We start from the raw sequence: 13,398 nt of genomic DNA, 5'->3' as shown, positions 1-13,398 counted from the left end.
CCTGGCAAGTCCCGGCGGTTCAATTCCCGCCGGGCAATGAACGTTCCCGCGTCGCAGCCTTCAAAGCTGCGAGATCGATCTTGGACGCGATCTTGTCGAGCGCGACCGGAAGGCGCTGGCGCCAGTTCGGATGCTCGTCGATCGTGCCGGGAATGTTGGGCTGGTCGATCACGCCGAGCAGATCCTCCATCGACACCGCGAGCAGCCGGGAGGGCGTGCGCGACAGGAAGGCCAGCACAGAGTAGAGATCGTTGGCGCTGATGCCGTTCTGGCGCAGGATCTCGTCGAGCCCGCCGAGCGCATCCCATCGCGCCTGGTCGTTCTCGCCGGGATCGAGCCCGAGCGAGCGCTTCATCTTGAGATCGCTGAAGGAGCGCCAGCCGGCATAGGTCGACAGATCATGGGTGTTCAGCGTCACCAGCGCATTGGGCCGGTAATGGTCGACATTGCGGAAATGGCCGGCATCGTCGCGCTCGAACATCATGACGAGATAGGACCAGATGCCGAAATCCTGCATCATCTCGCGGAAACCTTCCGGCACGGTGCCGAGGTCCTCGCCGATCACGATGCATTTGTGGGCTGCGCTCTCGCGCGCTACGGCGGCCAATAGCGCCTCGAACGGCATCTGCACATAGGCGCCGTTGTCGGGCTTGAAGCCGCGCGGCACGAGATAGAGCCGTTTCAGACCGAGCACGTGATCGAGCCTGATCGCGCCGGCATGGCGCATCGAGGCCGCGAGCATGTCGGCGAACGGGACGAAGGATTGCGCTTCCAGGCCACCGGCATTGAAGCCGGCAAGGCCCCAATCCTGGCCGATGGTGTTGAGCACGTCGGGCGGCGCGCCGACCGCGAGATGACGCGAGATCGCCGTCTGCTCGTTCCAGGCATCGAAGCCGTTGGACTGCACGCCGACGGCGACGTCGAGATAGAGCCCGACCCGCATACCGAGCTGGCCGGCGAGCGCCTTGGCGGCATGCAGCTGGCTGTCGGCCGTCCATTGCACGAATTCGACGAACTCGACCTCGCGCTTGTCGGGACCATTGCGCAGCTCGGCGCATTTCGCCCCGTCCGGCTGCTGCCATTCTTGCGGCCATTCCCACCAGGGTCCGGCGAAGCGATGCCGCAGCACCTCGAAACAGGCAAAGCGGGACAACAGCGGCGCGCGCTCCGCACGGAAGGCGTCAAACGCCTTGCGACGCGCCTCGCTCGCGCTTGTCACGAAGCTGTTAAAGGCGGCGCGCAGGCCCAGCCATTTCAGCGCCGCCATGTCGGCATAAGGGACGCGATCGCCCTCGCGCAGACGGGCCGCCGTCGCGGCTGCGTCGGGCACGAGGTCGGCCGAGAATTCAGGGATAGCCTCGACGTCGATATAGAGCGGGTTGAGGAAGAGCCGGCTGTTCGGCGAATAGGGGCTGCAATCGGCCGGGTGATCGTCGAACAGGACATGCAGCGGATTGAGCCCGACGCCGTCGGCACCGAGCTGCTTGGCGAGCCGGACGAGACCAGCGAGATCGGTGAAATCACCGATGCCCCAATTGCGGTCGGAGCGGACGCTGTAGAGCTGCACGGCGAGCAGCCAGCCGCGGTCGAAATCGCCACCGAAGCAGCGCTCGGGGGCCACGATCATCGGCACGTCTTCGCTCACACCTTCGGCATCGGTCAGCGTCAGGCGGTGATACCCGAGCGCCAGGCCCGCGGGCCAGGCGATCACGGGCTCCCGCGTCTCGCCTGCCGCGATCACATTGCCATTGCCGGCGATTTTCCATTGCAGCGGCGGCGCGCCAACCGACGCCAATTCCGTGCGCGGGCGTCCGAGCGCACGGACCACGACCGGCCCGCTGACGAAGCGATAGACCCGCTTCTCCGGCAGGGCGTCGAGGATGGATTTGAGGGCCTCGGGCGCGGTGACCCGCAGCTTGCCGAGGGCATCGATGAATTCGGATTGAACGCCCTTGATCCGGGCTTGAGCTAAAAGATCCATTCGGCACGCAGCTTGCAGGCCATTAATTGGCCAGGGGCATCGAGAATAACGAGATCGCGGAAGAGGTTAGTCAGGGGTAACTCGCAAACTGCGCTTGCCGTTCCCAAGGGAACCAATGACACACAAGCGGCTTTCTATCATGGTACCAAGCGTGGGTTCCCGACAAGGGAAACGGGCTCCTGCTTTCTTGTCAATGGCATCACCGTGAACAAGACAATTCAAACTGTCGAGAGTGCCGCGGCCAGCAGCGCTTTCCTGATCGAGGACGTCTATCCCGCGATCGACGGCGGCCGTTTCGCCGTGAAGCGGATCGCGGGCGAGCCGGTTGAGATCTGGGCCGACATCTACCGCGATGGTGAGGCCGTGATCTCAGCCGCGCTGATCTGGCGAGGAGAGCAGGAGCGCGAATGGCGGAGCGAGCCGATGACCCATCACGGCAATGACCGCTGGTCCGGCGCGTTCACGCCCCCCGAGCCCGGCCAATATGTCTACGCGATCGAAGCCTGGACCGACGAGTTCGCCACATGGTCGCACGCCGCCGCGCGAAAGCGGCGCACCGGGGCCGATGTCAGCCTCGATGCGATCGAGGGCGCCGGGCTTTTGACCAAGGCGCATGGCGCGCGGCAGGACGCCGCAGCTATCATCATCAGGCAGTGCGAGGACTATTTGAAGAACGGCGACATCACCTCGCTGCTCGCAACCGAGCTCGGCGAAGCCATGGCCGAGAGCCAGTCGCGGCCGGACCTGACGCGTTCGCCATTCTTCCCGCTGACCGCGGACCGCGACAAGGCGCGCTTCAGCACCTGGTATCAGATGATGCCGCGCAGCCAGAGCGCATTGCCGGGCCGGCATGGCACGCTGCGCGATTGCATCGCGCGCGTGCCCGACATCGCCGCGATGGGCTTTGACGTGCTCTACTTCACGCCGATTCACCCGATCGGCAAGACCAGCCGCAAGGGCCGCAACAATGCGCCGATGGCCCGTGAAGGCGATCCGGGCTCGCCCTATGCGATCGGCTCAGCCGAGGGCGGCCACGATGCGCTGCATCCGGAGCTCGGCACGATCGAGGACTTCCGCGCCTTGGTCGCCACCTGTCTCGAATACGGGCTCGAGCTTGCGCTGGACTTCGCGGTGCAGTGCTCGCCGGATCATCCCTGGCTGACGCAGCATCCCGAATGGTTCAAATGGCGGCCCGACCGTTCGGTGCGGACGGCGGACGGCCCCTATTCCGACATCGTTATCCCCGACTTCAATTCGGTCGATCGCGTCGGGCTGTGGAATGCGTTTCGCGATGCCATGCTGTTCTGGATCGACAAGGGTGTGACCATCTTTGCCATCGACAATCACGACACCGCGCCGCTCGCGTTCTGGGAGTGGCTGATCCGCGATATAAGCCGCCGTCATCCCGACGTGATCCTGTTCTCCAAGACCTATGCACGGCCGAAGCTGATGAAGGGCCTGGCCAAGCTCGGCTTCGCGCAGTCCTTCACCTATTTCCCCTGGCGCACGGAAAAGTGGGAGCTGGAGCAATATCTCGGCGAGATGACGCGCTATCCCGAACGCGATTTCTACCGTCCGAACATGTTCGTCAACACGCCTGACCTGTTGCCCTTTCACCTCCAGAGCGGAGAGGCCTGGGCCTTCAAGTCGCGCATCGCACTGGCGGCAATGCTCTCAGGCAATTACGGCATCTACAGCGGATTCGAGCTGCTGGAGCACGACGCCATTCCCGGACGCGAAGAATATCTGGATTCCGAGAAGTACCAGATCAGGCAGCGCGACTGGGACAGGTCGGGCAACATCAAACCCTACATCGCCGCGCTCAACCGCATCCGCAACGAGAACGCGGCGCTCCAGCAAACCGCGAATTTGCGCTTCCTCGCCATCGAGGACGGCGAGACGATCGCTTTCGCCAAGGAGGCGGCCGATCCGGCCAACATTGTCGTCGTCGTGATCGCGCTGTCGCGCCGTGAGCGAGAATGCTGGCTGCCGCTCGGCGGTCTCACCGTTGACGCCGGCGGGCGGCGTCACCATGTGACGACACTCGAAAACCTCCTCACCGGCGAACAGTCACGCATCGAATGGGGCGGCATCAAGTTGCGTATCGATCCCGACCGCGATCCGGCACTTCTGTTCCGCTGCCTGGCGTAAGGGGTCACGCCATGAATGTTCTGTCTTCCGTCGATACCAAGAAGGCTGAGGCTGCCGAGGTCGTAGATGAGCTCTGGTACAAGGACGCCATCATCTACCAGCTCCACGTCAAAGCCTTCGCCGACAGCAACAATGACGGCATCGGCGACTTCGCCGGGCTGACCGAGCGGCTGCCCTATCTGCAGGAGCTCGGCGTCACCGCGCTGTGGCTGCTGCCGTTCTATCCCTCGCCCGGCCGCGACGACGGCTATGACATCGCCGATTACGGCGCTGTCAATCCCGATTTCGGGACGATGAAGGATTTCAAGCGCTTCATTCAGGAAGCGCAGAAGCGCGGCCTGCGCGTCATCACCGAGCTCGTCGTCAACCACACCTCGGACCAGCACAAATGGTTCAAGCGCGCGCGGCGCAGCCATCCGGGCTCGAGCGCGCGCAACTGGTATGTCTGGAGCGACACCGACCAGAAATATCAGGGCACACGCATCATCTTCACCGACACCGAGAAGTCGAACTGGACCTGGGATCCGGAGGCCGGCGCGTTCTACTGGCACCGCTTCTTCTCGCACCAGCCCGACCTCAATTTCGACAATCCGCGCGTGGTCAGCGCCATCATCCAGGTGATGAAGCGCTGGCTCGATGCCGGCGTCGACGGCTTCCGGTTAGATGCCATTCCCTATCTGTGCGAGCGCGAGGGCACCTCGAACGAGAACCTGCCCGAGACGCATGCGATCATCAAGCGCCTGCGCCAGGAGCTGGACGCGTATTCCAAGGGCAAGCTGCTGCTGGCCGAGGCCAATCAATGGCCGGAGGACGTGCAGGAATATTTCGGCCGTGGCGACGAGTGCCACATGGCCTATCACTTCCCGCTGATGCCGCGCATCTACATGGCGATCGCCCAGGAGGACCGCTTCCCGATCACCGACATCCTGCGCCAGACGCCCGACATTCCGGCGAGCTGCCAATGGGCGCTGTTCCTGCGCAATCACGACGAGCTGACGCTGGAGATGGTCACCGACGTCGAGCGCGACTATCTCTGGACCACCTACGCCAACGATCCCCGCGCGCGCATCAATGTGGGCATCCGCCGGCGCCTTGCGCCGCTGATGGACAACGACCGGCGCAAGATCGAGCTGATGAACTCGCTGCTGCTGTCGTTCCCGGGCACGCCGATCATCTATTACGGCGACGAGATCGGGATGGGCGACAACATCTATCTCGGCGACCGCAACGGCGTCCGCACGCCGATGCAATGGAGCCCGGACCGCAACGGCGGCTTCTCGCGCTGCGACCCCGCCCGCCTCTACGCGCCGCTGATCATGGATCCGGTCTACGGCTATGAATCGGTGAACGTCGAGGCGCAGTCGCGCAGCCTGTCCTCGCTGCTCAGCGCCACCAAGCGGCTGATCTCGGTACGCAAGTCGACGCTCGCCTTCGGCCGCGGCAGCATGACCTTCATCCGCCCGGCCAACCGCGCCGTGCTCGCCTATGTCCGCCAATACCGCGACGAGGTGATCCTCTGCGTCGCCAATCTGTCACGCGCGGCGCAGGCGACCGAGCTCGATCTGTCGCCGTGGAAGGACCGTATCCCGCAGGAGATGCTCGGCCGCACGCGCTTCCCCGCCATCGGCGAACTGCCCTACATGATCACGCTGGGGCCGTACGGCTTCTACTGGTTCCAGCTTCTGGAGCGCGACAAGTCCGAGCCGGTGGTGCCGCGCGCGGTGCCGGAGTTCGAGACGCTGGTCGTGCCGGTGAACTCGAACTGGGTCTCGCTCGCCCGCGAGCGCGGCGTGTTCGAGCGCGACGTGCTGCCGGGCTTCCTGTCGCGGACGCGCTGGTATCCCGAGAACAATCCCAAGCACATCCGGACCACGCTGACCTCCGCGGTACCGTTCAGCGACATCGGCGACAACAGACCCTGGATCGCGTTCTTCGAGACGACGCGCGACGAGGTGACGACGCGGTACGTGATGCCCATGCAGATCGAATGGGTGCGCTTCGACCGCGAGCGCTTCAACCCGAAGGCGCTCGCCGCCGTCCGCCAGGGCGCACGCGAAGGCACGCTCCTCGACGTCGCGACCGAGCAGATCTTCATCGGTCTGTTCTTGCGAGGGCTGTCGCAAAACCTGGTCGTGGACGAGAACAATCTGCGGCTCGAGTTCAAGGCGACCAGCCGTTTCGCCGACTACACCATCAAGGAGCCCGAACGCATCCGCGCCATCGAACAGTCGAACAGCACCGCGCTGGTCGACAACAAGTACGTTGCCAAGATCTATCGGCGGCTGGAAAGCGGCATCAGCCCTGAGATCGAGATCGGCTACTATCTCACCGAGGTCGCCCGCTTTGCCAACACGCCGGCGCTGCTCGGCAGCGTCGAGCTGGTCGACGGCAACCAGCGCAGCGCGCTCGGCGTGCTGCATGCCTATGTCGAGAACCAGGGCGACGGCTGGACCGTGACGACCGGGTATCTCGACCGCTATATCGACGAGCAGCGCGTGGCGCCGGCCGATGAGATGCCGCGCGAGACCCAGGAGCAGGCGCCCTATCTGCATTTCATCGCGCAGATCGGCCGGCGGCTCGCCGAGCTGCATGTCGCTCTCGCCGCGGCAGAGCCCGCCGATCTCGCCCCGGAGCCGATCGACTCCGCCCAGATCAAGGCTGCGCTCTCCGACCTCAAGGCGCGGGCCGAGCGGATTCTCGAGCTGCTGGCCGACAGCCGCGACGGGCTGCGGGAGACGGACCGGCCCCTGATCGACCGGCTCATCGCCGCACGCGCCGACCTGTTCGACCACCTCAATGCGCTCTTGCCATCCGAGATCGGCGGGTTGAACATCCGTCATCATGGCGACTTCCGGCTCGGGCAAACTCTGATCGTGAAGGACGATATCTTCATCATCGACTTCGACGGCGATCCGCGTGTGCCTCTGGCCAACAAGCGCCGCAAGGCGCCGGCCGCGCGCGACGTCGCCGGCCTGATCCATTCCATCGACCTTTCTGTGAACGTGGCGCTGAGCCGCGCGCCCACCGGCGCTTCCGACGAGCAGGACCGGCTCGCGGCCGCCCTCGCCGAATGGCGCGAGCGCGCCACCGCGACCTTCCTGTCCGCCTACCGCGAAGCCATGACCGATCGGAGGCTGTGGCCGGACGATCGGTCCTGCGCGGAAGGCCTGTTGAGATTTTTCCTGCTGGATCGAGCGTTCCACGACGTAGAGTACGAGCTGTCCCGCCGGCCTGAGGGACTTCATGCGCCGCTGACCGGACTGCTTCGCATTCTGTCAAGTGCCGAGAGCGAAGCCCATGCCTAAACTGCCTGCAGAAGCCTACGCGATCATCGAAGGCCGCCACTCCGACCCCTTCCACTATCTCGGGCTGCATCCCGAGGGCGGAAAGAGCGTTGTCCGCGCGTTTCTGCCCGAGGCCACCAATGTCGAGGCGGTCGGCGACCACGGCGAGGTCGCGCCGCTCGATCGCGTCCACGATTCCGGCCTGTTCATCGGCGCCCTGCCCAACGGCTCGAAGCACTACCAGCTGCGCGCGAAGTTCGGCAACGACGTGGTCGAGTTCGAGGATGCCTACCGTTTTCCGCCGATCCTGACCGATTTCGACCTCTATTTGCTCGGCGAAGGCACCCATCAGCGCCTCTACGACAAGCTCGGCGCGCATCCGATGCGGCTCGAAGGCGTCGACGGTATCGGCTTCGTGGTGCTGGCGCCGAATGCGCGGCGCGTCTCCGTCGTCGGCGACTTCAACTTCTGGGACGGGCGGCGCCATCCGATGCGGGTGCGCGGCAACGGTTATTGGGAATTGTTCATCCCGCACGCGAAGGCCGGCGATCACTACAAGTTCGAGATCGTCGGACCGCATGGTCATCTGCTGCCGCTGAAATCAGATCCGATGGCATTTGCCAGCGAGCTGCGGCCGAAGACGGCTTCGATCGTGTTCGACGAGGCGCGCCTGCCGCGACCGCGCCCGGCGCCCGAAGGCATCAACGCATTGTCGGCGCCGATGTCGATCTACGAGGTGCATCTCGGCTCGTGGCGGCGCAAGGACAACAATGAATGGCTGACCTATCGCGAGCTGGCCGAGCAGCTGCCGGCCTATGCCCGCGACATGGGCTTCACCCATCTCGAATTCCTGCCCGTGAACGAGCATCCGTTCGATGGCTCCTGGGGCTATCAGCCGACCGGCCTCTATGCGCCGACCAGCCGCTTCGGCAGCCCCGAGGATTTTGCCGCCCTGATCGATGCCTGCCACCGCGAAGGCATCGGCGTGCTGCTCGACTGGGTGCCGGGCCACTTCCCAGACGATCCGCACGGGCTCGGCCATTTCGACGGCACCGCGCTCTACGAGCACGCCAACCCGCTCCAGGGCCGCCACCTCGACTGGGGCACGCTGATCTACAATTACGGCCGCACCGAAGTGACGAACTTCCTGGTGTCGAATGCGCTGTTCTGGATGGAGCGTTACGCCATCGACGGCCTGCGCGTCGATGCGGTCGCCTCCATGCTCTATCTCGACTACAGCCGGCCGCCCGACGCCTGGATCCCGAACCAATATGGCGGGCGGGAGAACATCGAGGCGATCAACTTCCTGCGCCGCTTCAACACGGAAGTGTTTGCCCGCTTCCCGCAGGCGACGACTGCCGCGGAAGAGTCCACCGCCTGGCCCCAAGTCTCGCGCCCGGTCGAGTTCGGCGGGCTCGGCTTCGGCTACAAGTGGAACATGGGCTGGATGCACGACACGCTGAACTACATCAGCAAGGATCCGATCCACCGCAAGCATCATCACGGCGAGATCCTGTTCGGCCTGCACTATGCGTTCTCGGAGAACTTCATCCTGCCGCTGTCGCATGACGAGGTCGTGCACGGCAAGCGCTCGATCCTCGGCCGCATGCCCGGCGACGAGTGGCAGCGCTTTGCGAATTTGCGCGCCTACTACAGCTTCATGTTCGGCCATCCCGGCAAGAAGCTCCTGTTCATGGGCGCCGAGATCGCGCAGAGCCGCGAATGGAATCACGACCATTCGCTCGACTGGCACCTGCTCGAATACAAGGTCCATTCCGGCGTCCAGGCCCTGATCCGCGACCTCAACCGGCTCTATCGCGCGGTTCCGGCGCTGCACCAGATGGATTGCGAGCAGGCCGGCTTCGAATGGCTGATTACCGATGATGCCAACCGCAACGTCTTCGCCTGGCTGCGCAAGGGATTCGACGAGAATGCGCGGTGTGTCGTCATCGTCAACTTCTCGCCCAACGTCTACCAGAACTATCGCGTTCGCGTGCCCTTCGGCGGCAAGTGGAAGGAAGTGCTCAACTCCGATTCCGCCCATTACGGCGGCAGCAATGTCGGTAATGTCGGCGAAGTCAATGCCGAGGGCGGCGAGCTGCGCCTCACCATTCCGCCGCTGGCTGCGATCTTCCTCGTTCCGGAAGGCTGATCGATGCGCCTGACTGCCGGATCGCCCGCACGGCTCGGCGCAAGCTGGGACGGACGCGGCACCAATTTCGCGCTGTTCTCCGCCAACGCGCAGAAGGTGGAGCTCTGCCTGTTCGACACGCAAGGCCGCCGCGAGCTTGAGCGCATCGAGCTGCCGGAGAAGACCGAGGATGTCTGGCACGGCTATCTCAACGACGTCTCGCCGGGCCAGCTTTACGGCTATCGCGTGCACGGCCCCTACGAGCCCGAGCACGGCCATCGCTTCAACGCCAACAAGCTGCTGCTCGACCCCTACGCCAAGCGGCTTGCCGGGCGCCTGGTCTGGAGCGATGCGCATTTCGCCTACCGCACCGGAAGCCCGCGCGAGGACCTGTCGTTCGACCGGCGCGACAATGCGCGCGGCATGCCCAAGGCCGTCGTGGTCGACGAGACCTTCAACTGGGGCCGCCGCGAGATCCGGCCGAATATTCCCTGGGAAGACACGATCATCTACGAGGCCCACGTCAAGGGCCTGACGCAGAAGCGCGAGGACGTGCCGCCGAATTTGCGCGGTACCTATGGCGGCTTGTCATCGCCCGCGATGATCGAGCACCTGAAGAAGCTCGGCGTCACCACGGTCGAGCTGCTGCCGGTCCACAGCTTCGTCGACGACCGCATCCTGGTGGAAAAGAAGCTCGCCAATTACTGGGGTTACAACACGCTGTCGTTCTTTGCGCCCGAGCCGCGCTACGCGCAGGACAACGCGCTCGATTCCTTCCGCACCACGGTGGCGCGGCTGCACGACGCCGGGATCGAGGTGATGCTCGACGTCGTCTACAACCACACCGCCGAGGGAAATCATCTCGGTCCGACGCTGTGCTATCGCGGCATCGACAACGCCTCCTATTATTGGCTGAACCGCGAGAACCCGCGCTATTACGACGACTTCACCGGCTGCGGCTCGTCGGTGAACCTCACCCATCCGCGCGTGCTGCAGATGGTGATGGATTCCCTGCGCTACTGGGTCGAGGTCTGCCATGTCGACGGCTTCCGCTTCGACCTCGCCACAACGCTGGCGCGCGGGCCGAACGGTTTCGATCGCGGCAGCTCGTTCCTGACCGCGGTACGGCAGGACCCGGTGCTGGCTTCGGTCAAGCTCGTCGCCGAGCCGTGGGATCTCGGCCTCGGCGGCTATCAGGTCGGCGCCTTTCCCTCGCAATGGTCGGAATGGAACGACCGCTACCGCAGCGCCATGCGCCGCTACTGGAGCGGTGAAGGCAGCCTGATCGGCGACATTTCCAGCCGCATGACCGCGTCCTCCGACCTGTTCAACCACGACGGACGGCGGCCGCGCGCCAGCATCAACCACATCACCGTCCACGACGGCTTCACGCTCGCCGACCTTTTCAGCTACAACGAGAAGCACAACGAGGCCAACGGCGAGGACAATCGCGACGGCTCCAACGACAATCACAGCAACAATTGCGGCGTCGAGGGCCCGACAGACGATCCAAAGATCATCAGCCTGCGCCGCCAGTTGCGCAAGAACGTGCTGGCCTGCCTGATGCTGGCCCAGGGCGTTCCGCTGATCCTCGCCGGCGACGAGGTCGGCAACTCGCAATCCGGCAACAACAACGCCTATTGCCAGGACAACGAGGTCGGCTGGGTCGGCTGGGACAATCTCGGCAAGGACGGCGACGACATGATCGACTTCGTCGCCCAGCTCGCCGACATCCGCCGCCGTTTCTCACAGCTGCGCAGCCATCGCTGGCTCGACGGCCGGCCCAAGGACGGCGTCTCCTACGGCGCATTGTGGCTGACTCCCGCCGGCAACGAGATGACGGAGAGCGACTGGACATTCCCGGATGGGCGGTTTCTCTCCTATGTGATGGGCCCGATGGAACCGGGTGGAGCTGCGATCTTTATCGTACTGAACGCCGCTCCCGAAGAGATCGCATTCAAATTGCCCAAAATGACCGAATACAAGAGCTGGCAGCAGCTGCTGAACACGACCGATGCCAAGCTGAATACGATCGACTTCCTGCCGGGGAGCGACAGCAAGGCGCCGCCGCGCTCCGTGCTCGCCTTCGCAGGCGCGCTATGAGGCCATCCTTCGGGGCGAGGCCGACGAAGGACGGCGTGTCGTTCCGGCTGTGGGCGCCGGCCGCGCGCCGCGTCGATCTCCTGCTCGACCGCAGGCACGCGATGCAGCGCCGGCAGGATGGCTGGTTCGTCGCCGAGATCGCCGGCTTGTCATCTAGCAGCAAGTACAAGTTCAGGATCGACGACGACATCGACGTGCCGGATCCCGCTTCGGCCTTCCAGCCCGACGACGTGTTCGGCCCGAGCGAGGTGATCGATCACGATGCCTTCGTCTGGCGCGCGCGCGATTGGCGGGGCCGTCCCTGGGAAGAGACGGTGCTGGTCGAGACCCATGTAGGCACCTTCACTTCCGAAGGCAGCTATCGCGCCATGATCGACAAGCTCGATCACCTCGCCGCGACCGGCATCAATGCGCTGGAATTGATGCCGCTCGCCGATTTCGCAGGACGCCGCGGCTGGGGCTATGACGGCGTGCTGTGGTATGCGCCGGACAGCGCCTATGGCCGGCCCGAAGACCTGAAGACGCTGATCGACGAGGCGCATCTGCGCGGGCTGATGGTGTTCCTCGACGTCGTCTACAATCATTTCGGCCCGGAAGGAAACTACCTCGGCCGTTACGCGCCGACCTTCTTCACCGATGCGCACACGCCGTGGGGCAGCGCGATCGATTATCGCGTGCCGCAGGTGCGAGCCTTCGCCGTTGAGAACGCGCTGTCCTGGCTCGGTGACTACCGCTTCGACGGCCTCAGGCTGGACGCCGCCAACCACATCATGGCTGTCCCGGGCGAGCAGTCCATGCTGCAGGACCTCAGCGTTGCCACCGGCGAGCTTGCCAAGGCCACGGGACGCCACATCCATCTCGTGCTGGAGAACGGCGACAACCGCGCCAGCCTGCTCGACGCTGCGCAGGACCCGCCGAACGGCAAATATCGCGGGCAGTGGAACGACGATTATCATCACGTCTGGCACGTGATGCTGACCGGTGAGCATGCCGGTTACTATGGCGATTACCAGACGCCGCGCATGGATCTGGCACGCGCGCTCGCCTCCGGCTTCGTCTATCAGGGCGAGATCTCGGAATTCTGGGGCAAGAAGCCGCGCGGCGAGCCGAGCGGCCAGCTGCCGCCGGCGACCTTCGTCAATTTCCTGCAAAACCACGACCAGATCGGCAATCGCCCGCTGGGCGAGCGGCTGGAAAGCCTGGCATCGCCACAGCAGATCGAGGCCGCGCTCGCGGTCACCCTGCTCGCGCCGATGGTGCCGATGCTGTTTCAGGGCGAGGAATGGGGCTCGACGGTCCCCTTCCCGTTCTTCTGCGATTTCCAGGGCGGCCTCGCCGATGCCGTGCGCAAGGGACGCAAGCGCGAATATGCCTGGGCTTACGAGAAATACGGTGACGAGGTGCCCGACCCGCTCGATCCGGCAACGCTGCAATCGGCCGTGCTCGACTGGACCGGCCGCACGCCGCAACAGGAAGCGCGGCTCGCGCTGGTGCGGGAGTTGCTCGGCGTTCGTCGCAAGCAGATCGTGCCGCGGCTGAAGGGCGCAAGCTTCGGTGATGCCGAGGCGGCCGACAACGGCCTCGTCACCGCACATTGGCGCATGGGCGACGGCACCACGTTGCGTCTTGCCGCCAACCTGTCGGATCACGAGATCACCTCCAGCGTCAGCGCGGGCACGCCGATCTGGGGCGGCGGAACCGGCGAGCGGCTCACGCCCTGGTCGGTGGTTTGGCGCCTCGGAGGTTAG

The 13,398-nt window shown here is 64.7% G+C and carries 6 protein-coding genes; 5 read left to right on the top strand and 1 reads right to left on the bottom strand.

All coding sequences use genetic code 11. The features are described from left to right. Nucleotides 1-19: 19 nt before the first annotated feature. Entirely contained in the window at nucleotides 20-1,981 is a 1,962-nt protein-coding gene (gene malQ / locus ACVWYQ_RS33650; RefSeq protein WP_404543185.1) for a 4-alpha-glucanotransferase, read from the bottom strand. A gap of 204 nt (nucleotides 1,982-2,185) precedes the next feature. Here malQ and ACVWYQ_RS33645 point away from each other — a divergent pair, with 204 nt between their 5' ends. Genes ACVWYQ_RS33645 through treZ form a run of 5 tightly spaced genes read left to right on the top strand, consistent with a single transcriptional unit; the run spans nucleotide 2,186 to nucleotide 13,398 of the window. After that, the gene (locus ACVWYQ_RS33645) at nucleotides 2,186-4,132 is read left to right on the top strand and encodes a maltotransferase domain-containing protein (protein ID WP_404543187.1); all 1,947 of its coding nucleotides are present in this window, start codon (nucleotides 2,186-2,188) and stop codon (nucleotides 4,130-4,132) included. Nucleotides 4,133-4,143: 11 nt separating this feature from the next. Next, nucleotides 4,144-7,437 (top strand): maltose alpha-D-glucosyltransferase, encoded by a 3,294-nt coding sequence (treS, locus tag ACVWYQ_RS33640; protein ID WP_456726996.1) that lies wholly within the window; start codon nucleotides 4,144-4,146, stop codon nucleotides 7,435-7,437. Then, nucleotides 7,430-9,568 carry a 1,4-alpha-glucan branching protein GlgB gene (gene glgB, locus ACVWYQ_RS33635; protein WP_404543189.1) on the top strand — a complete coding sequence of 713 codons (2,139 nt, stop codon included), beginning with the start codon at nucleotides 7,430-7,432 and terminating at the stop codon, nucleotides 9,566-9,568. The genes treS and glgB overlap by 8 nt, the downstream gene beginning before the upstream one ends. Before the next feature lie 3 nt (nucleotides 9,569-9,571). Next, entirely contained in the window at nucleotides 9,572-11,650 is a 2,079-nt protein-coding gene (glgX, locus tag ACVWYQ_RS33630) for a glycogen debranching protein GlgX (RefSeq protein WP_404543190.1), read from the top strand. Next, entirely contained in the window at nucleotides 11,647-13,398 is a 1,752-nt protein-coding gene (treZ, locus tag ACVWYQ_RS33625; protein ID WP_404543191.1) for a malto-oligosyltrehalose trehalohydrolase, read from the top strand. The genes glgX and treZ overlap by 4 nt, the downstream gene beginning before the upstream one ends.

Source organism: Bradyrhizobium sp. USDA 3397, from assembly GCF_054060965.1.
The sequence above is the reverse complement of the archived record's forward strand: the minus strand, read 5'-3'. Positions and strand labels throughout refer to the sequence as shown.